The organism is Paenibacillus pinisoli (assembly GCF_003605435.1).
In the GTDB taxonomy this organism is placed as follows: Bacteria; Bacillota; Bacilli; order Paenibacillales; family Paenibacillaceae; genus Pristimantibacillus; species Pristimantibacillus pinisoli.
In genome coordinates, this window is record NZ_QXQB01000006.1 from 50,152 (window position 1) to 71,206 (window position 21,055).

20 protein-coding genes are annotated in these 21,055 nt (G+C 52.9%); 11 read left to right on the top strand and 9 right to left on the bottom strand.

Going from position 1 to position 21,055, the window contains the following annotated elements:
* Positions 1-223: 223 nt before the first annotated feature.
* From D3P09_RS23070 to D3P09_RS23090, 5 genes are all read right to left on the bottom strand, one after another.
* Positions 224-472 carry an HPr family phosphocarrier protein gene (locus tag D3P09_RS23070; RefSeq protein ID WP_120113796.1) on the bottom strand — a complete coding sequence of 83 codons (249 nt, stop codon included), beginning with the start codon at positions 470-472 and terminating at the stop codon, positions 224-226.
* A 42-nt stretch (positions 473-514) separates the two neighbouring features.
* A complete protein-coding gene (locus D3P09_RS23075; RefSeq protein WP_120113797.1) occupies positions 515-1,936 on the bottom strand; it encodes an NAD-dependent malic enzyme in 1,422 nt (473 codons plus the stop codon).
* A gap of 53 nt (positions 1,937-1,989) precedes the next feature.
* Positions 1,990-3,516 (bottom strand): tripartite tricarboxylate transporter permease, encoded by a 1,527-nt coding sequence (locus D3P09_RS23080; RefSeq protein ID WP_120113798.1) that lies wholly within the window; start codon positions 3,514-3,516, stop codon positions 1,990-1,992.
* Positions 3,517-3,533: 17 nt separating this feature from the next.
* Entirely contained in the window at positions 3,534-3,989 is a 456-nt protein-coding gene (locus D3P09_RS23085) for a tripartite tricarboxylate transporter TctB family protein (protein ID WP_120113799.1), read from the bottom strand.
* Positions 3,990-4,080: 91 nt separating this feature from the next.
* Positions 4,081-5,091 (bottom strand): Bug family tripartite tricarboxylate transporter substrate binding protein, encoded by a 1,011-nt coding sequence (locus tag D3P09_RS23090; protein ID WP_120113987.1) that lies wholly within the window; start codon positions 5,089-5,091, stop codon positions 4,081-4,083.
* 256 nt (positions 5,092-5,347) lie between these two features.
* On the opposite strand from D3P09_RS23090, the gene D3P09_RS23095 reads away from it, so the two are divergent.
* Both D3P09_RS23095 and D3P09_RS23100 read left to right on the top strand, forming a co-directional pair.
* Positions 5,348-6,961, top strand: coding sequence for an ATP-binding protein (locus D3P09_RS23095; protein ID WP_120113800.1), 1,614 nt, complete (start codon positions 5,348-5,350; stop codon positions 6,959-6,961).
* Entirely contained in the window at positions 6,939-7,637 is a 699-nt protein-coding gene (locus D3P09_RS23100) for a response regulator (protein WP_120113801.1), read from the top strand. The genes D3P09_RS23095 and D3P09_RS23100 overlap by 23 nt, the downstream gene beginning before the upstream one ends.
* Positions 7,638-7,710: 73 nt before the next feature.
* Here the strand turns inward: D3P09_RS23100 and pepT are convergent, their stop codons facing one another.
* Positions 7,711-8,943, bottom strand: a complete 1,233-nt coding sequence (gene pepT, locus D3P09_RS23105; protein WP_120113988.1) for a peptidase T — start codon at positions 8,941-8,943, stop codon at positions 7,711-7,713.
* A gap of 104 nt (positions 8,944-9,047) precedes the next feature.
* Here pepT and D3P09_RS23110 point away from each other — a divergent pair, with 104 nt between their 5' ends.
* Positions 9,048-9,983, top strand: a complete 936-nt coding sequence (locus D3P09_RS23110) for a phosphotransferase family protein (protein WP_120113802.1) — start codon at positions 9,048-9,050, stop codon at positions 9,981-9,983.
* Between the two features lie 31 nt (positions 9,984-10,014).
* On the opposite strand, the gene D3P09_RS23115 is transcribed toward D3P09_RS23110, so the two are convergent.
* Genes D3P09_RS23115 through D3P09_RS23125 form a run of 3 tightly spaced genes read right to left on the bottom strand, consistent with a single transcriptional unit; the run spans position 10,015 to position 12,637 of the window.
* Positions 10,015-11,010 (bottom strand): ABC transporter ATP-binding protein, encoded by a 996-nt coding sequence (locus D3P09_RS23115; protein ID WP_165867557.1) that lies wholly within the window; start codon positions 11,008-11,010, stop codon positions 10,015-10,017.
* 17 nt (positions 11,011-11,027) lie between these two features.
* Positions 11,028-11,831 (bottom strand): ABC transporter permease, encoded by an 804-nt coding sequence (locus D3P09_RS23120; protein ID WP_165867558.1) that lies wholly within the window; start codon positions 11,829-11,831, stop codon positions 11,028-11,030.
* Positions 11,832-11,833: 2 nt separating this feature from the next.
* The gene (locus D3P09_RS23125; protein ID WP_120113805.1) at positions 11,834-12,637 is read right to left on the bottom strand and encodes an ABC transporter permease; all 804 of its coding nucleotides are present in this window, start codon (positions 12,635-12,637) and stop codon (positions 11,834-11,836) included.
* Positions 12,638-12,758: 121 nt separating this feature from the next.
* Here D3P09_RS23125 and D3P09_RS23130 point away from each other — a divergent pair, with 121 nt between their 5' ends.
* From D3P09_RS23130 to D3P09_RS23165, 8 genes are all read left to right on the top strand, one after another.
* Entirely contained in the window at positions 12,759-13,661 is a 903-nt protein-coding gene (locus tag D3P09_RS23130; protein ID WP_120113806.1) for a LysR family transcriptional regulator, read from the top strand.
* Positions 13,662-13,801: 140 nt separating this feature from the next.
* Entirely contained in the window at positions 13,802-14,836 is a 1,035-nt protein-coding gene (locus D3P09_RS23135) for an agmatine deiminase family protein (RefSeq protein ID WP_120113989.1), read from the top strand.
* A 29-nt stretch (positions 14,837-14,865) separates the two neighbouring features.
* Entirely contained in the window at positions 14,866-15,747 is an 882-nt protein-coding gene (gene aguB / locus D3P09_RS23140) for an N-carbamoylputrescine amidase (protein ID WP_120113807.1), read from the top strand.
* A gap of 171 nt (positions 15,748-15,918) precedes the next feature.
* Complete coding sequence (locus D3P09_RS23145) at positions 15,919-16,575, top strand: response regulator transcription factor (RefSeq protein WP_120113808.1); 657 nt, start codon at positions 15,919-15,921, stop codon at positions 16,573-16,575.
* Positions 16,576-17,706, top strand: coding sequence for a sensor histidine kinase (locus D3P09_RS23150; protein WP_243644419.1), 1,131 nt, complete (start codon positions 16,576-16,578; stop codon positions 17,704-17,706).
* A 119-nt stretch (positions 17,707-17,825) separates the two neighbouring features.
* Positions 17,826-18,770 (top strand): ABC transporter ATP-binding protein, encoded by a 945-nt coding sequence (locus D3P09_RS23155; RefSeq protein ID WP_120113809.1) that lies wholly within the window; start codon positions 17,826-17,828, stop codon positions 18,768-18,770.
* Positions 18,771-18,799: 29 nt separating this feature from the next.
* Entirely contained in the window at positions 18,800-19,900 is a 1,101-nt protein-coding gene (locus D3P09_RS23160) for an ABC transporter permease (RefSeq protein ID WP_120113810.1), read from the top strand.
* A 2-nt stretch (positions 19,901-19,902) separates the two neighbouring features.
* On the top strand, positions 19,903-21,054 hold the full coding sequence (locus tag D3P09_RS23165) for an ABC transporter permease (protein ID WP_120113811.1): 1,152 nt from the start codon (positions 19,903-19,905) through the stop codon (positions 21,052-21,054).
* Position 21,055: the final 1 nt, after the last annotated feature.

Consider the following 21,055-nt stretch of genomic DNA (forward strand, 5'->3'; position numbering starts at 1 on the left):
GCCAAAAGTTCGCTGTAACGCCGTGAGGTACCGCTAGAGCCATCAAAAGCGCCGAAAGTTTACTCCAACGCCGCTAGCCATCGCTAGGGCCGGCAAAACGCCGCCGCTAGAGCCAACAAGCAGCTAATACGGCGCAAGGAGGCGACTATCCACCGGCAGCCGCCCCTCTACAAAGCTTTCAAAACAGAAAAAGCAACTTCAAAAACTCACTATCCGCATCTGCTCACTCCCCGTGCAGCTCGACTTGCAGATTATGCTTGGCGAACACGTCGAGCATGGCAGCTTTGGCTTCGGCTTGGTCGGGGCCGTGGATTTGGAGATGATAGGTTCGGTCGCGGTACAGCGTCATGCTTAGGCCAAGGATGCTCTTCGCATCAATGTAATGATCGGGACCAACAATGAGTACGATGCTGGATGAATAATCATTGGCGACCATGTTGATGTCCACGATGGATCGAATACTGCTTTTCATCGGAAATCCCCCCGTTACATGGAATCGGCACAACATCAACGATTAACGATACTCTCTTGGAATTCTGCGGGCTACGCCTGTGCGAATTGCCGCTTGAATGACCAGATCGCGGATGCCGCTTACAACGTGTTGATTGAACACGCTTGGAATGATGTAGTGCTTGCTCCGCTCCTTGTCGGAGACCGCAGAGGCGATCGCTTCCGAAGCGGCCAGCTTCATCTCTTCGTTAATCGTGGTAGCCCGGCAGTCCAGCGCGCCGCGGAATATGCCCGGGAAGCACAGCACATTGTTGATCTGATTCGGATAATCGGAGCGTCCTGTCGCGATCACGCCCGCTATATCTTCTACTTCCTCCGGCAAAATCTCCGGTGTCGGATTAGCCATCGCGAAGACGATTGGCCGATCTGCCATGCGGAGCACGTCTTCTCTCTTCAGCAGTCCGCCTGCCGATAAGCCGATGAAGACGTCAGCTCCCTGGAGCACATCGCCCAGCGTGCCAGACCTGCGCTCAGGATTCGTATGGCCGGCATACCACTGCCAAATTTCATTGTCGTAGGTCTCATCTGCCGTAAGAGCGCCGCATCGGTCTACGCCGATGATGTTTTTTACGCCTGCGGACATTAAGATTTTGCTGCAGGCGACCCCGGCGGCGCCAATACCGCAGACGACAACCTTTAGGCCTTCGATAGATTTGCCGACGACCTTCAGCGCGTTGATCAGCGCGGCATACAGGACAACTGCCGTGCCATGCTGATCGTCATGGAAGACAGGGATGTCCAGCTCCTCGCGCAGCCGCTGCTCGATCTCGAAGCAGCGCGGCGACGAGATATCCTCCAGATTAATGCCGCCGAATGCGGGGGCAATCGCTTTGATTGCGGTAATAATGCCTTCCGTATCTTGCGTATCGAGACAGATTGGGAACGAGTCGACATCCGCCAGCTGCTTGAACAGCATGGACTTGCCCTCCATAACGGGCATTGCCGCATATGGGCCAATATTGCCAAGGCCAAGAACGGCGCTTCCATCGGAGATCACCGCTACTGTATTGCGCTTCACGGTCAACGTGAACGCTTTGCGCGGCTCCTCGTGAATGGCCATGCAGACGCGCGCGACATCCGGGGTGTAGACACGGGAGAGGTCGTCGCGGTTTTGAATCGGCGCCTTCAGCTTGGTCTCGATCTTGCCGCCAAGATGCAGCAGGAACGTCCGGTCCGACAGATGGAGCAAGCGAATGCCCGGCATGCTGCGGATACGCTCGGTAATGATGTCGATATCTACAGTGTCGATGACGGTAATGGTGACATCGCGAATGGTCATTTGGCTGCTGGTCTGTATGACGTCGATGGCGACGATATCGCCGCCAGCCTCGAAGATGGCGGCCGTTACCTGGCCGAAGCTGGCTTCGCCGATATTCATTTCGATGCGGGCAATGACGCTTTTACCGCCTAATTTGGGTGTGTTCATGGCTGCCTCCTTGGCATGTCATTAGATCTGTATCGTTAGGGTAGATCAAGCGGTTAGCCTTCTTCGTTCACGACAACTTCCTTGCCTCTGCGCTTTAGAAGGATCGGCACGGCAATCCATAGTACGGCAATGATCAAGAACGCGAGCGACATGGGCTTTTGCAAAAAGATCATGAAATCGCCATTCGATGTTGTCAGCGCCCGGCGCATGTTGTTCTCAATCATCGGTCCCAATACAAGGCCGAGCACAAGCGGAGCAAGCGGGAAGTCGTTGCGGGCCAGCAGAAAGCCGGCGATGCCGCAGCCCAACAACAGAATAAGATCGAAGACTTGGGCCTGCACCGCGTAGACGCCGAATACCGAGATCGCAATAATAATGGGAATGAGATATTTGGCCGGCGTTTGAATGACTTTGGCGAATACTTTCACCAGCGGCATGTTAAGCACGAGCAGGAGCAGGTTGCCGATGAGCATGCTGGCAATTAGCCCCCAAGCAACTTGCGGATGCTCTTCGAAGAGCAGCGGACCCGGCTGAATGTTGTACATGATGAGCGCGCCCATCAGAATGGCAGTCGTGCCAGAGCCCGGAATGCCGAGCGTAAGCAGAGGAATCATCGCTCCGCCGGATGCCGCGTTGTTGGCAGATTCGGGCGCTGCGACGCCGGCGATATTGCCTTTGCCGAAGGTCTCAGGCTTCTTGCTGACTTTCTTCTCCACAATATAGCTGAAGAACGAAGCAAGCGTCGCTCCTGCGCCTGGCAGAATGCCGATAAAGAATCCCAGAATAGAGCCGCGCGTGATGGGAGCGGCGCTATCCTTCAAGTCCTGGCGGCTAGGCAGGACGCGGCCGATCTTGGCGATGCCTCCCGAGCTGTAATCCTTCTCCAGAATGGTCTTGAACACTTCCCCTAGCGCGAAGAGGCCGACAGCAATAGTGAGAAATTCAAGGCCGGAATACAGCAGCGGAATGCCGAACGTGAAGCGCGCCACGCCGGATACGGTATCCATGCCGATGGTAGCGAGCAGCAGTCCGAATACGGTCATTATGAGCGCTTTTGTAATGGACTTGCCGGCAAGGCCGCTTACAGCGCATAGTCCCAGCAGCATTAGCGAGAAGTAATCTGCCGGACCGAAATTGATAGCGACGCTCGACAATGGCTGCGCCAGAGCAATCAAGGCTACGAGGGCAAAAAGGCCGGCGACGAACGAGCCGATGGCGGCAATGGACAGGGCTGCGCCTGCTCTGCCTTGCTTGGCCATCTGGTAGCCGTCAAGCGTCGTGACGACGGAGGACGATTCGCCTGGCGTATTGAGCAAGATTGAAGTAGTGGAGCCGCCATACATAGCGCCATAATACACGCCTGCAAGCAGAATTATGGAGCTGGTCGCTGCCGCCTCAGGCGGCAATCCGCTTGTCATCGAAGCGGTGACCGGAATCAGCAGAGCGACGCCGCTCATGGGACCGATGCCCGGCAGGACACCGACGGATGTGCCGATCAGCACGCCGAAAAAAGCAAAGAGAATATTATGCCACTGCAAGGCGGTCATGAAGCCGTCCGCCAAATAATCCAGTACGTTCATTCAGATTCCTCCCATGCTCATGATAGCCAAGACGGGAAGCCCGGCATGGAGCCTTCCAGCAAGACGACAAAGATGACATAGACGCTAATAGAGAATAGTCCGGCAATCAGAATCGATTTGAGCCACTTGCCTCTCTCAATGGTCTGGAACGCCACGAGCAGAAAGACGAAGGTGCCGATTATATAGCCGATGAATTCCAGGAAGTAGGCATAGAGAAACGCTGTAATAAAGATGATAAAAAATCGCTTATAATCCAGCTGGGCCTTTTTTTGCTCGTTCGGCTTGGTTTTCATGACTTCGTAGAAGAGACGGATGCTTAGCAGAACTAAGACGAGACCCAGTCCGAAGGGGAATATATTAGGCCCGACAGTGCTTCCGTATGAGGTGGCGCTGATGCTTGCGCTCTGCCACATAAAGCCGATGCCGAGAAGCAGGAATACGATGCTGGCATAGCGGTCGAAGGTTCTGTTCATAGGGGATGCCTCCTGTAGGGAAGAAGAAGGGAGAACACCGAAAATCATCCCCCTTTCCTTCAAATTCGTGCGCTGATATAGCGAGTTGAAGTTATTTCTGCATGCCCAGCGCGGTCAGCAGATCTTGCACGTCTTTTTCCTGTTGCTCGAGGAATGTCTTGAAGTCGGCGGCATTACGGTATTCGCTGGCCCAGTCATTCGCCACAAGCTCCTTCTGCCAGACTTGATTCTCGGACAGTTCCTTCAGCTTCTTGTCCCAGAAAGCAACCTGCTCCCCGGTCATCTCCTTCGGTCCGAATACCCCGCGCCAAATGTTGAATTCCGCGTCCAGGCCAAGCTCCTTCATCGTAGGCACATCCTTAAAATCGCCGCCGAGACGTTCGCTTGACGTTACGGCCAGAATTTTAATTTTGCCCGCTTTCAGATAGCTGCCCAGCGATGAGATGTCCGTGCCGATGGCGTCGGCGTTTTTGCCCAGCAGCGCGGCGATCGCTTCGCCTCCCCCGTCATAGGACAAATACTTGACGGTCTTCGGATCGATGCCGGACTTGAAGGCCGGCAGCACGCTGATCAGGTGGTCCATAGAGCCCGGGGCGGAGCCGCCAGCTAGCGTTACGGACTTGGGATCGGCTTTAATCGCGTCAATCAGCGATTGAAGATCGTTGTACTTGGAGCCGGCTGCCACCGCGATGGCGCCGAAATCCTTCGTAATCTGGGCTAGCGGTGTGACATCCTTATACCCGTACGGGCTGTTGCCTTCCTTCTTCAGGTTATTGATGAGAATCGGCGGCGAGCTGACGAACAGCTTGTAGGGGTCCTTGCTGTCTTTGGCTACGTACTCCCCGAGGAATACTGTGCCGCCGCCGCCCGGCTTGTTCTCAACGGTCATCGTCTGCTCAATGAGCTTGGTCTCGGACAGCACCTTGGTCAGAGAGCGGGCTGTCTTATCCCATCCGCCGCCGGCGCCTGAAGGAGCCGTTACGATAAAAGGCTTCTTCGGATAATCTCCGCCGCCGTTGCCCCCGGCGGTGCTGCAAGCGGTTAAACTGACGGCGAGTACGAGCGCTGCTGCTATTGTTTTCAAGCCATTCCGTTTCAACATCATAGATAGTTTCCCCCTTATAAGGTCCCGAGAAGCGCCTTCTGTAAGCGCTTACTAATCGGAGTGACTTCATACTATCACCGTGCTTTGCGCTTGAATAGAATTGCGTTATAAGTTGAAAAAGGTTCATTTCGATAATTTTGTTCATAAAATTTACGGGAATTCCAACTGTTTGGACTTTGTTCGAGGGCACGATGTAGCATACAATAAGGAAATCAAAGCTCGAAGCGCAGCTTGCAAGCATGGAGGTAAATGTATGCGGTTACAAACAAGGCTGATTCTGCTGATCGGCATCCTGCTGTTCTCTACCATTGTTGCCTTGACCTTCAGCTTTGAGCGTCTGCTAGTGGATACACTGGAGAAGAATATTGGCGCTTCGGCGCTTAAGCTGGCCAAGGCGGTCGCCGAGATGGACGTTATCCAGGAAGCCTTTGAGACGGAGAATCCGTCAGCTATTATTCAGCCGGTCGTAGAAGAGATTCGGCTGGAGACCGATGCGGAATATATCGTGATCGGCAATCGCGACGGCATCCGCTATGCCCATCCTGTACCCGACCGGATCGGGCAGGAGATGGTGGGCGGCGACAACGGTCCGGTGCTGCAAGGCATGAGCATCATCTCGAAGGCTGTCGGCTCTATGGGCCCGTCGCTGCGCGGCAAGACGCCGATCTATAACGATCGGGACGAAATCATCGGCATCGTATCGGTCGGTATTTTGATGAAGGATATTGAAGAGTCTGCTCAGTCTTATCGCAATCGGGTGCTCTTCTTTGCCGCGCTCGCTTTAATAGCGGGCTGCGGAGGTGCGATATGGATCGCATCCAGCGTGAAGAGGCTGATTCACGGTCTGGAGCCCAAGGAGATCGGGCTTCTCTACCAGGAGAAGAGGGCGATTCTAGAGACAATTCATGAAGGGATTATCGCGATTAACCGGGAAGGAATCGTTACGCTCGCCAATCATACGGCGACGATCATGATCGATTCTTCGGCAGAGACGACGATCACGGGAAGGCATATTCGGGATGTCATCCCGGATACGAGACTCCTTGAGGTGATACAGTCCGGGGAAGCGGAGAAGGATCAGGAGATGATCATTAATGACCATATCGTCGTTGCGAACCGTCTGCCGATTTATGACCATGAGCATCGCATCGTCGGGGCGGTATCGAGCTTCCGCAATAAGTCAGAGCTGCTGAGATTGACTGATGAGCTGACGCAGGTGAAGAAGTATACGGAGGCGCTGCGCGCCCAGACGCATGAATATTCGAATAAGCTATATACGATCTATGGCCTTATTCAATTGGAGTCCTACCAGGAAGCGATGGATCTCATTACGCATGAGACGGATGTTCACCAGAATCTGATTCAGTTCCTCCTTCAGGAAATTCCCGATCCTATCATCGGAGGCATTCTCATCGGCAAATTTAACCGGGCGAGCGAACTAAAGGTGAGGCTCGACATTAACAGGGGGAGCACATTCAAGGATATTCCGGAAGCTGTGAGCCGCAACCTGCTGGTCGCCATTATCGGCAACTTGATTGACAATGCAATGGAAGCGGCTCAAGCGTTAACAGTTGCCGAGGACAGATGGGTTAGTGTATGGCTCAGCGACAAGGGAGAGGAGCTTCAAATCGAGGTGGCGGATAGCGGCGGAGGCATTCCTGCAAGCAGCGAGGGCCGATTGTTCGAGGTAGGCTATTCGACGAAAGGGGAGAGCAACCGGGGATTTGGCCTGTCTATTGTGCATGGAGCCGTACAGCAGTTGAACGGAACGATCGCATACCGCAATGCAGAAGAAGGGGGCGCGGTATTCACTGTCACCATTCCGAAGGCGAGGAGGGATAGTTATGATACGGGTCGTCATCATTGAGGACGATGTGCGAATCGCAAGCATCAATCAGCGTTTTGTGGAGAAAGTGGAAGGCTTCGAGGTAGTCGGCATTGCGACCGATAAAGCACAGGCGCATGAACAGCTTGATATTCTGATGCCGGACTTGGTGCTGCTGGATTTGTACTTTCCCGATATGTCTGGCCTGGATTTGCTGCAGCATATCCAGAGAAGCTGTCCGCATACCGATGTGATGATCATTACGGCGGCCAAGGAGTTCGATACGGTGCGTGAGGCCATACGGGGCGGCGTATTCGACTTCATGATCAAGCCGGTCGTATTCGAGCGATTCCAGGAAAAGCTGAAGGCCTATCGCAAGTATTACGGACAGCTCAGACAATATGAGGAATCCGATGCGCAGATGGATCAGCAATGTGTGGATCAGCTGTTATGGGGGACGGGAGAGCGTTCCGATCATAAGGATGCGTATTTGCCAAAGGGCATCGATAAGATTACAAGCGAGAAAATTATGGCATACCTTGAATCGGCGGATGGCGTCTGGACCGCGGAGGAGCTGGGCAAGCACGGCGGCTTCAGCCGTACGACGGCGCGCAGGTATCTGGAATATTTCGTCGAGAAGGGCGTGCTGGCGGCAGATATCTCTTATGGCACAGTCGGCAGGCCGGAGAGGGTATACCGGAAGGCAGGTCTGGAATAGTTGCATCAAAAAGATCGCCAGCAAAGCCAAACGGCCATGCAAGGCGATCTTTTCATTTCAGCTAATCCTGTTATTAGGCTTTCTCTTCGTACAAGCGTACAATCTCGACGATCGTCTTGACAGCCAGCTCCATATGGTCGATTGAGACGTATTCGTAACGGCCGTGGTAGTTCATGCCGCCGGTAAAAATATTCGGCGTAGGCAGCCCTTTGAAGGACAGCTGGGAGCCGTCTGTGCCGCCGCGGATCGGCTCGACGATCGGAGTGATGCCAAGGTTGACCATCGCTTCGTGCGCAATGTCGACGACTTCTTTCACAGGCTCGATCTTCTCGCCCATGTTGTAGTATTGGTCCTTCATCTCCAGTTGAATGCGGTCAGCGCCATACTTCGCTTTCAGCTCTTCGACGACGGCAGCCAGGCGCTCTTTGCGGCCATTGAAGAGATTGCGGTCATGGTCGCGAATAATATATCTGAGCGACGCATGCTCCACATCGCCTTCCAGCGCCATCAGATGGAAGAAACCTTCGTAGCCTTCCGTATGCTCAGGCGCTTCGCTTGCCGGAAGCTTGCTGTTCAATTCAATGGCGATTTTGATCGCGTTGATCATTTTGTTTTTTGCTGTTCCGGGATGGACGTTTTTGCCTTGAATAGTGATCTTGGCTCCTGCCGCGTTGAAGCTCTCGTATTGAAGCTCGCCGAGCGGACCGCCGTCCATCGTATAGGCATAAGCTGCTCCGAACGCTTCTACATCGAAGCGATGCGCGCCGCGGCCAATTTCTTCATCCGGTGTAAAAGCAACGCGGATGTTGCCGTGCTTAATCTCCGGATGGGCGATGAGATAAGCCATGGCGGTCATAATCTCCGTCATGCCTGCCTTGTCATCGGCGCCGAGCAGCGTGGTGCCGTCAGTCGTAACGAGCGTATGACCTTTATAGCTTGGCAGCTCAGGAAATTCCTTCGGCGACAGAATAATATGCTGCGCTTCATTTAACACAATATCTCCGCCATCATAGTTCTCGACTACCTGCGGATTGACACCTGCGCCAGTCATATCCGTCGCCGTATCGAGATGGGCCATAAAGCCGATCGTTTTGACGTCTTTGTCCGTGTTGGCAGGCAGCGTAGCCATCACGTATCCGTTGGCGTCAACGGTCACGTCGCTCATGCCAATCGCCTTCAGTTCCTCGACCAGCATGCGGCCAAGCGTCAATTGGCCTGGAGTGGACGGGCACTCTTCGTTATTTTCATTGGACTGCGTATCAACCTTTACATATGTGAAAAACCGGGTAAGCAGCTCTTGTTTCATTGACATCGGAAGTTCATCTCCTATATTCAGCTTCATGCAAAGTATAATATAAAGCAGGGAACAAATGAAAGGCAACTGCACCACAGCCGGAAAGCGAGGCCATCATGACTAATGAACAAGCTTATGACCACGAGCCTTTTGCGCAAATTGCAAAAAAGCTGAACACAGGCGGAGAGCTTCGGGATTGCCGAAGACTTGCAGGCGGCATCTCGGCTGTGACTACCTATATAGAGGTTGCTTCAAGCCAAGGGGAAATAAATCGTTATGTGGTTCGCCAGCACGGAGCGGCGGATCTGAGCAGAGACGCGGACATTGCCGGGCATGAATTCGAGCTGCTGCGCCTGCTGAAGCAGAATGGAATCAGCGTGGCCCAGCCGATGCTGTACGATGCATCTTGTGCTATCCTTCCAAGTCCATATATTGTAGCGGCTTATGTAGAGGGGCAGGTGGAGCTGCAGCCGCAACAATCGGTGTATAAAGCCCGGCAGCTGGCAAGCCAGCTTGCTGCGATTCACCAAGTGAGGATTAGCCATACAGAGCTCCCCTTCCTGGCGGATATGCATAAGGTCGTATCGGGGAAGCTCGCAAGCAGACCGGGCCAACTCGACGATTCGTTAAGCGAAGGGCCGATTCGAGAGGCATTAATGATGGCTTGGCCAAGCTTGCGCCTGAATGAGGGGACTCTCCTGCACGGCGACTATTGGCCGGGCAATGTGCTTTGGAAGGAGGGTGAGCTTGCCGCTGTTATGGACTGGGAGGATGCGGCTTGGGGCGATCCGCTGTCGGATGTCGGCAACGCCAGAATGGAGCTGCTCTGGGCATACGGAGAAGCAGCGATGGAAGCCTTCACGGAGCAATATCGCCAAGAGATGCCGCAACTGGCTTACGAGAGCCTACCTTATTGGGATTTATGCGCTGCGCTGCGGCCTGCTTCCCAGCTCTCAGGCTGGGGACTTGACCCTGACACAGAGCGGGTTATGCGGGAGCGGCATGCAGTCTTCACAGCACAAGCGCTGGCGGTCAGGCACCGTATATTATAAAAATGTTGGATTGGTTTATTTCGGCAGTGGCCTATTTCAATTCCCGCTGCCTTTTATTTTTGGTATAGATCATTCCAATCGTTTTCTCCAGCTCTGGTTCCCTAAGTCTTAGATCACGAAGTTCATGCCGTCGAGACACCAGGCTGACGGCTTCTCCAAGCGATATATCGGTTCGATCAAATTGATACGTCACATTGTTGCCTGTATGCGCGACTACTTGGAGTCGAGGATCATCCAAAGGAGCGTTACAGCCTTTGTACTCCACCTCCAGCATTGTGCCTCCGCCGAATTGGCTGTTGAACGCCTGAAGGCCCCCGTCATAGATGATTTGACCGTCGTCGATCATCATGAGGCGTTCGCAAACCTCTTCAATATCATCCATGTCATGCGTTGTCAGAATAACCGTTGTTTTTTTCTCCGCATTCAGTTCCTTCAGGAACCGCCTGATATTGGTCTTCGCAATGACATCAAGACCGATAGTCGGCTCGTCCAGATACAGAATACGAGGATCGTGAAGAAGTGCGGCAGCCAGATTAGCGCGCATTTTCTGTCCGAGACTTAGCTGTCTGATTGGTGTCCGGTAGAAGCCCTTCATTTCAAGCAGCTCCACCATAAAATCCACATTGCGGCGGAAGACCGCAGGGTCAATTCGGTACATACGCTGGAATAGACGGAATGTATCATCCATAGGCAAGTCCCAATACAGCTGGGAGCGCTGGCCGAAGACGACGCCGATATGCATAGCGTTATGCTTGCGGTCCCGGCTTGGCTCAATGCCATTCGTAATAATGCGGCCGGAGGTAGGGGTCAGCACGCCGGAGAGCATCTTGACGGTAGTGGATTTGCCGGCGCCGTTCGGTCCGATGAAGCCGACGAGCTCCCCCTCTGTAATATGAAAATTAAGGCCGGAGACAGCCGTCTTCCAGTCATAGGCTCGGGCATACAGCGATTGGACGGCAGCAAGCCATCCTTCCCTGCGGGGACGGTTCACTCTATAACTCTTCGACACGTCATGTACTTCGATCATGGGGTACAACTCCTTTTTTATGAACCTGTGCTGTGATATTGCTTGATGCCCCAGTTCCATAACAACAGCGCGCCAGCGAATAGGACCGAGCCAACTGCAAGGGTGAGATATTGGAATAGGGGATGGAACATCAAGAAATCCTGTTTGCCCAAGAAATATTGCGCCGGATAAAAGTTGATGAAGGCATAAGGCACAATGAGAGTCAGCACAATCTGAATCGATGCCGGATAGATTGAGACCGGATAGCGGATGAAATCTTTGAAATCAAACAGAAGCAGCTGTGCAATGCTTGTATTCCGCACCATCCAGAATGAAGGGATAGCGGTATAGATGAAGGCTGCAGCCTGAATTAGCGTGCCTCCAACAAGCGTGATGAAGAGGAAGAAGAAATCCCATGCGCTGAGCGATAGCTTCAGCTGAGAGATGCAGATGCCGATGAACAGCATGCCGAAAGCGACATTGGAGAAATAGGATGCGGTGAATTCTCGGCTCATCAGATAAAGCAGCGGATTCATCGGCTTCGTCAGCAGCTCGTCGAACTCCCCGGACTGAATCTTGGCTGGAAGCTTCGTGAACGGATGGAAGCAGAAAAATGCAGCCAGCGAATAAGAGGTCAGATTGAGAGCGTATAGGAACATCACTTCATACTGCCCCCAGCCGGCAATAGATTGGAATTTGTAGAGCAGCACCCAGATCAAAGCGAATTCGGTGCTCCATACGATACCCCGCGACAGAAAGGTGAGCAGGAAGGCTGCGCGGTATTCGGTTTTGGCCTTGATATTGATGCGGATGAAGGTCCAATACAGCGATGCGTAATCCATGGCTAACCTCCTTGTACGAATATTTTGTGCTGAGCCCTCGACCATACCCATCTCTCAATCAGCAGCAGGAAGAGAATCCAGAAGACTTGCAGGGCAAGAATGCCAAGCGCTTCCTGAAGCCCCGTCTTGCCTGCCAATATGGCGATGGGCTCGAATGTGACGAGCCGGAAGGGCAGGAAAGCGCCAATCTGCAGCAGCCACTGCGGGTAGAACCATAATGGAACGAATGTGCCGGCGAACAGCTCATAGAAGGCTTTCATGAACCAGTCGATATAGTAGGCATTGCCTGTCCAGAAGCTCGTAAGGCCCAGCAAGTAGTGGATATGGTAGATGATGACGATGCCGCAAGTAACGCTGATGAGAAAAAGCGCAATTCGTGCAGGTTCCGCGGCAATCGACGGAACGCTCATGAAAATGAAATAGATGGCGCAGGCTGGCACTGCACTGAAGAGAAAGCGGAACAGATTCTCACCCCACTGGTCGGCGATCATATACGACTTGAAGGAGACGGGCTTGATCAGATCTGTACTGATCGTGCCGCTGACTACCCGGTCGCCGATTGTTGAGCCGATGCGGGAGTAAGTCAGCGTGCCAACCAGCAGATTGATGAGCACGAATAGCATCATGTCCTCATAGGTGATTCCGCCGATTTCCTCTTTCCCCCGGAATAAGCCCTGCCATACGCTCAGGAGGACGAACAGCCTCAAGAAGGAGCCTAGTGCTAGAATGACGGTATTGCTTCGATAAACACTATGCATGCGGAATGAGGTCATGGCGAACATGGCAAATAAGGTGTAACGTGTCATGGGCGTGCGTATCCTCCTTCAACCAGAAATTTTTGTATAATCTGGGTCTTATCATAACCTGTTCCTATGATATAGTGATAATTGATAATAGATATAGCAGTTATAACGGAGGTTTATAGCTATGGTGAATTTGGAGTTGTACCGTGTATTCTATTACACGGCGAAAGCCGGCAGCATATCCAAGGCCGCACAAGAGCTTCATATGGCTCAGCCCAGCGCCAGCCTGGCCATCAAACAGTTGGAGGACTCGCTCCATACGAATTTGTTCCACCGCACGCCGCGTGGCGTGTCGCTGACGAGCGAAGGCAGCACATTATTTGCCTATATTGAGCAAGCCTACGAGCTTATCATGTCAGCAGAGAGCAAGCTTGACGAGGTGGCGAAGATGGGCGGAGGAGAGGTGCGCATCGCTGCCAGCATATCGGTCATCCAATATGTGCTGCTGCCTCATATGGAACGGTTTCACCGGGAGTACCCGACGATTGAGATCAAGGTTGTTCATGGATCCACTCTGGGTTGTCTGAAGCTGCTCAAGGAAGGGAAGATCGACTTCTGCATCGTTCGTCTGCCTATAGAAGATGAGTCGCTAATGACGACGAGCTTATTATCGATTCAGGATTGTTTTGTGGCGGGGGAGAAGTACAAGCATCTGTCAGAGGCTCCTGTGTCTATGAAAGAGCTAGCGGAGTACCCGCTCGTTGTGTTCCCGCCCCATATGACATCGCGCCAAGCGATGAACCGGTTGATGGCCTCGTATGGCGTGACATTTGAACCAAAGTATGAGATCGGAAGCTTGCAACTGCTCATCGGCTTTGCTCAAGCGAATCTGGGCATCTCCTATGTGGTTCGGGAGTTCGTAACAAAAGAGCTGGATGAAGGCAGTTTGTTCGAGGTAAAGCTCAAGGAACAGATTCCGCGGATCGAGTTCGGCATCGTGCGAATGAAGCAGCTTGCCATACCGGTTGCCGCGCAGCAATTTATCGATCAGATGCTGGCAGAGGGCTCCGTCAAAGAGGAGAATTAGTTGGTTTTGTTTGGAGTTGACGGGGGTGAAATTTGCCCGTTATCATCCATTGTTACAGGCGTTTTTTTGTTATATGATAGGTAGGTGAATCGGGGGTTGTCCCGTTCATGCCTATTATGGATATGATAATGGAGGATAAGATGAATCCTAGAGATTTGAAATATAGAATGCCTGCTGAATGGGCAAAACACGAGAGAACCTTTATGTCCTGGCCTGTTCAAGATTCGATGGTATACCCTGAGAATTACGAGGAAGTAACGGCGGGATACGCCGAGATTATAACGGCAATTGCCGAATTCGAGCCGGTTACGGTTATTGTTAACCCGGATGACCTGGAGCGCGTAGGCGCCCGCTTTACGGGCAATGACAACGTGGAGCTGCTGCCGATCGGGCACAATGACGCCTGGTTCCGCGACAATGGCCCAACCTTCTTGCTGAATGAGCAGGATGAGCTTGCCGGCGTGAATTGGGGCTTCAACGCTTGGGGCGGCAAGTATTCGCCATGGGACCTGGATGATGCGGTAGCGCCGCAAGTGCTGAAGCATGTCGGGGTTCGCCAGTTCGATGCGCTGCTTGTAATGGAGGGCGGATCGATTCATGCCGATGGAGAAGGCACTCTTCTGACGACAGAGGAATGCTTGCTGAATGAGAATCGCAATCCGGAGTTGACGCGCGAGCAGATTGAAGCCCAAGTGAAGGAATTCGTGAATGTGGACACGATCATCTGGCTGAATCGCGGTCTGGACGGCGACGAGACGGACGGTCATGTCGACAATATCGCTTGCTTCGCAGCGCCGGGCAAAGTCATTATTCAAGTATGCGACGATCCGTCGGATGCGAACTATGCGATTACACAGGAGAATCTCCAAATTCTCCGCGATGCTGTTGATGCGAAGGGGCGCAAGCTGGAGATCATTGAGATTCCACAGCCGCCATACCGGGAATTCGAAGGCCAGCGTCTGACGCTGAGCTACTTGAACTTCTATTTTGTGAATGATGGCATTATCTTGCCCGTGTTCGGCGGCGCAGCCGAAGAGACGGACCGCAAGGCGGAGGAGATTCTTGCCGCAGCGTTCCCTGAACGCAGGATCCGCAAGGTGAATGGCATGGCCATTATCGCGGAAGGCGGCAATGTTCACTGCACGACGCAACAGATGCCGGCTGGCCGGAGATAAGCGTAATAATGGGAAGAGGAGGCAACACGATGAGAAAAGTAAAAGTAGCGGCTACCCAAATGAGCTGCTCTACCGATAGAGACGACAACATCCGCAAGGCGGATGCATTGGTGCGCGAGGCGGCCAAGCAAGGCGCGCAGATCATCCTGCTTCAGGAGCTGTTCGAGACGCCGTATTTCTGCCAGAAGGAGAAGGCGGACTATTACGTCTATGCGACAGAGCTGGAGGAGAATGCGGCAATCAATCACTTCCGCAAAGTAGCAAAGGAATTGCAGGTTGTGCTTCCGATCAGCTTCTATGAGAAGAAGAACAACGCGCGCTACAATTCGCTGGCTGTGATCGACGCCGACGGCGAAGTGCTGGGCAAATACCGCAAGAGCCATATTCCGGACGGTCCGGGCTATGAAGAGAAGTTCTACTTCAATCCTGGCGACACAGGATTCAAAGTATGGAATACCCGTTATGGCAAAATCGGCATCGGCGTATGCTGGGATCAATGGTATCCGGAAGCTGCGCGCTGCATGGCGTTGATGGGCGCCGAGATTCTCTTCTACCCGACAGCAATCGGTTCCGAGCCTCAGGACGGATCGATTGATTCCAAGGATCATTGGCAGATGTGCATGCTCGGCCACGCGGCATCCAATCTGGTGCCGGTCGTTGCGTCGAACCGCATCGGCTTGGAGTCCGATGAGGATTCCAGCATTACGTTCTACGGCTCGTCCTTTATCGCAGGACCGCAAGGCAATAAGGTTGCTGAAGCGGGCCGCAGCGAGGAGACGGTGCTGGTAGCGGAGTTTGATCTGGACCAGCTGGAGACGCAGCGCATCGAGTGGGGCATCTTCCGCGACCGCCGTCCGGAGCTGTATGGCATTATCGCTTCCTATGATGGCGAGCTTCGCATCAAACAATAATATTCATGAGAAACTTCCGGCTATGTGTCGGGAGTTTTTTTGTTGTTTTACGACGATGCGGCTCAGCAGCATTTCATTGTCCAACAGGGTGTTCCGATTATTTACAAAACACAAGAGGGTGCGATAAGCTGTGAGCAGGCTTAGGATCGTCGAACGGGAGCGTGAAGCAGGATGAAAATGAAAGTGTTGATCGCGGATGATAATTCCTTTGTAAGAGAAGGCATGAAAATTATATTAACGACATTTGAGGAATTCGAGGTGGTCACTACGGTGGAGAATGGCCGGGAAGCCGTTAGCTACTGCGAGTCTCATGATGTGGATGTGGCGCTGCTGGACGTACAGATGCCGGTCATGAGCGGAGTGGAGGCAACCAAGCTGATCGCCGAGCGTACAGGGACCAAGGTGCTGATCTTAACGACCTTTGACGATGACCAGTTTATCCAGGACGCCATTCGTAATGGCGCGAAGGGTTATCTGTTGAAAAATAACGATCCCGAACGGATCCGGGATGCGATTCGCACCGTGCACAATGGTCATCATGTATTGCAGGATGTCGTGCTGAACAAGCTGGCATCCGGTTTAATGACGGCAAGAGAGCAAGAGAAGGCGCCGGGGGCAGGAGAGAAAATCGACAAAGCCTTGTTCACGCCAAGAGAGCTGGATATTATGGCGCTTATTGCGAAGGGCTTGTCCAATAAGGAGATTGCCAGGCAGCTGTACATATCGGAAGGTACCGCAGCTAACCATATCACCTCCATCTTAAGCAAGACGGGGCTGGAGCATCGAACGCAGATTGCCATTTATTATTTGACAGGCGAGGGCAAATAAGTGAGGGAGCGCGAGATACGGCCGGAGAACTGGTCGATCATATTCAAGCTTGTCATGCTGCTCTATGTGACGGGTTCCGTCTACGTATCCGAGAGCGGGCTAACCAACTGGTATACGGCTGCCATTTTGTTGTATATCAGCATGGAGCTCTTCTCTCATATTATGCGTTCTGCAACGCTGCAGCGTGCAGGCGCCGCAGCGTCCATCCTGTTCATCATCACCCTATCCTATGAACTGAATCCGATGCTGGCGCTGCTGATTCCCGTGAACCTGCACCGCCTTGCCGGACCTCTGCTGCGGCATCCTGCGCCTATTCTGCTTTTGATGATGGCTCCGATTCTGCTGCTTCCAAAGGAGCTGTATGCCAGCTATGGCTTGACTGCTTCTATAAGCTATCTATTTCTCACGGTTCTCTCAGCTTACACCGACAAGAGCAAGGCTTACCGAAGCACGCTGGAAGCGATGCGTGAGGAGCAATACCGGCTGAAGAAGCAGCTTCATGAGAGCATGGAGCACCGGAGGCAATCGGAGTATATGTTCAAGCTGGAGGAACGCAACCGGCTTTCGCAGGAAATTCATGACCGAATCGGCCACTCCATGACCGGGGCGCTGATTCAGATGGAGGCTGCTAAGCGTCTGTATGCGACAGATGCGGCCCGCTCGGCGGAATTGCTCCAGAATGCCATACATATATCTAAGGAGGGTATTGAGCAGATTCGTCAGGTGCTCAAGAGCATGAAGCCGCTCAAGGAGCAGCTCGGCATTAATCGGATGAGATTGCTCGCGGATGAATTCGCCGCGACGCATGAGATGGAGACTCAGTTGACCTATGAGGGGAATCTTGATCGGATTGAGCCGCTTCACTGGCACATCATTCAGCAGAATGTAACCGAAGCGCTGACGAATACAGTCAAGTATGCCGAAGCCACGGCCGTATCGATTCATATCCAAGTGCTCCATACAATGATCAAAGCAAGCGTAAGCGATAATGGCACGGGCGCGTCTAAGGTGATCAAAGGGCTTGGAATGATCGGCATGGAGGAGCGGACAGCAGCCGTAGGCGGCAAAGTGATCGTTGACGGGTCCAAGGGCTTTGCCGTCACGATGCTTATTCCCCTAGCCAGCGCATGAATGGTTCATGTGCAGACCATGAAGATTCTCATGGATAAAGGATGAACTTGTGCACTTCGCAGGTTCATCCCTTTTTTATATGATGAACGTAGGTTGAAAATGAAGCGGGAGGATAAGCGATGAACGTATTGCAATTGAAAAAGCTGACCAAAAAATACGGGGAATTCGCTGCAGTCGATCAATTGACGCTTGCAGTTCAAGAGGGTGAAATTTTCGGTCTGCTAGGCGCGAATGGAGCGGGGAAAAGCACAACGATCAATATGATTGCTTCGCTCATTCCGATTACGAAAGGCGAGATCGAGCTGCTGGGCAAAAACATCGCTAAAAACGGCAAGTTCGCGAAGTCCAATATCGGCATCGTGCCGCAGGAATTGGCGATTTATGAGGATATGACCGCTTATGAGAATGTTCGTTTTTTTGCCGGACTATACGGACTAAGGGGCCCGGAGTTGAAGCGCAGAGCGGAGGAGGCGCTGGCGTTCACAGGCTTGAGCGACAAGCATCGCAGCTACCCGAGAGATTTCTCCGGCGGCATGAAGCGAAGATTGAACATTGCCTGTGCGATTGCCCATCGTCCGAAGCTGATCATCATGGATGAGCCGACGGTAGGCATCGATCCCCATTCCCGCAATTACATTCTGAATTCGGTGCGGAAGCTGAACGAGATGGGCAGCACCATCATCTACACAAGCCACTACATGGAGGAAGTCGAGGAGCTGTGTACCCGAATCGCGATTCTCGACCACGGCAAAGTCATCGCGGAGGGAACAAAGGCACAGCTTAAATCCATCATTACCGATCAAAAAGAAATCCGCATCGACGTCCGCTCTGCCACGGGTCTCGATACAAGAAAGCTGAGTGAGATTGCCGGTGTACGGACTGTCACCGTCAATGACGAGCAGAATAGCGTGAGCATCAGCACTGATGCGGAAGTAAACATTCTAAATCGCATTATTCAGGGGCTGATGGCTGCGGACATTGAGATTCGATCGGTAGAGGAAAGCCAGCCGAGCCTGGAGACGGTATTTCTGACGCTGACGGGCAGAAGCTTGCGGGATTCATAACTGCAATTGCGGGAGGGGAGGGACGATCCATGAACATATGGCGTATAGCAGTCAAGGAGTTAATGATGTTTCGCGATGTGAAGATGCTTGTATTCATGCTGGCTACGCCTGTGCTGCTCATGCTGATCATGGGCTCGCTGTTGTCCAGCGCCTTTAACGGCAGCGTTGCGGTCGGGGATATTCGGGTCCTCTATTCGGATCATAGCGAGGATGGCTCGATCGGTGCGGATTGGGAGTTGTGGCTGCGCCAATCCGGTACAGAGAACATGGTCTTCGAGAAGTTCGAGGGTAGCGATGCGGAAGCGATGGAAGGGGTGCGAGACGGCAGCTACTCCGGATATGCAGCACTGAATCCATCTGGCTTTCACTATTATGGCAATAGCCGGAGCAGTATAGAGAACAGCATGGTTAGCGGTATCCTGTCGGCATTTGCTGATCGCTATAAGCTGAGTATTGCCGGGGCTGAGCCGGAACTGGAGAGCATGGTACCAGGGAGCTATGTGAAGGAGACCCGGCTTAAAGGCTCGCACATGCCGGCAGCAATGGACTATTTTGCCGTTGCGGTTACAACGATGATCATATTATACAGCGCTGCAACGGCAGGAAATCTGATTGACAGCGAGAGAACGCGCAATACGGCCATTCGCTTGTTAGCCTCTCCGATATCCAAGGGCGAGATCTTTGTGGGCAAGATTGTAGGCACGATGGTGCTCAATGCCGGATTTATCGCAATGATTATGCTGATCAGCAAATATATGTACGACGCGAATTGGGGCGACAATCTACCTATGGTCTGGCTCGTGCTGCTTTCGGAGATCGCTTTTGCGCTAAGCCTGGGTCTTGGAATCAGCTATATTGTCAAAGGCAAGGCTTCAGGCATTGTCATTATGACGATCATCCAGTTGGCTTGCTTCTTCGGCGGTTCTTATTACCGCATTGAAGATAACGGGGATTTCGTCAGCATGCTGGCTCCCTATTCGCCGCTTACTTGGTCCAATGAAGCATTGATGGACCTTATTTACGGCGGCGAGACTGGCGCAGCTATAACCGCGTCAGCGCTTAACCTTGGAGTCGCCGCGGCGATGCTCCTTATATCCGCTGTCATGATGAGAAGAAGGGAAGGGTTGTAGCCATGAGAGATACGATATGGTTGATTCAGAGAACGACCCTAGCCATGTTGAGAAGCTACAAGAGCTTGCTGCTGTATTTGCTCACGCCAGTCATCGGCATTGGTCTTGCTTTTCTCATCTATAGCGGGCAAGGCGATGTGTCGGTGCGGATTGGCATAGTGAATCAGGATGGCGAACAAGCGGTTGCATCGGATGTCGTTCATTTTCTGGATAGCATCCGTAATGTGGAATGGAGTGACGTTCAGGAGGAGGAGGCGCGCGAGCTTGTTCTGGCTGGAGAACTGGATGCGGCAGCTATCCTCCCAAGCGGCTTCTCCGCATGGGTTAAAGGAGGCAAGGAGGAGTTTCCCATAGAGCTGGTCGCACTTGAAGGTTCGATGGCGGCATCTTACATCCGGTCTTATCTGGATCCCTACATCGGCAATCTGATGGCTATCGGCAGGACGGCTCAGAGTGGCGGAGAGAGTTTCGATGCCGTCTATGCCAAGTACAAGGCGGCGGAATTCGGGCTGCTGACGGAAGATGTGGCGGATACATCGGCTCAGCGGGATATGGCCAACCGGGCAATCGGCTACCTGATCATCTTTATGATGTTTTCGGCCGTGAATCTGTCGGCGTTCATGATCAAGGAGAAGGAGAACCGGACCTACTTCAGAGTGCTGGCTTCTCCCGTCTCGGCCAAAGCTTACGTAGCGTCCAATGTGACCGTGAATATGCTTGTGCTCCTGGTGCAAATGGCGATTATGCTGGTTGTGATGATTGCCGGCTTTGGCATTAAGCCTGGCCTCCCGCTCTGGCAGCTGGTTGCCGTCCTGCTCATATTCGCTTGGGTCGCCGTTGCTTTGTCACTGGTTATCGTCGCTTTCGCAAGCAATTCCATGGCGGCAAGCGCGATGCAGAATTCATTGATTATTACTTCATGCCTGTTAGCCGGCTGCATGTTCCCGATTGATGGGATGCCTCAAGCGATGCGCACGATCGCAGATTTCCTGCCGCAGCGCTGGCTGCTGGATACGGTAAGCAAGCTGCAGCAGGGCGCTGCAGCTGCTGATTTAACGATGAACGTGCTGACGCTGCTTGCATTCGCAGCTATGTTCTCCATGCTTGCCATTTATAAGTTCGGTCGCAACAGGGATGCTAGAACCTATGTCTAGT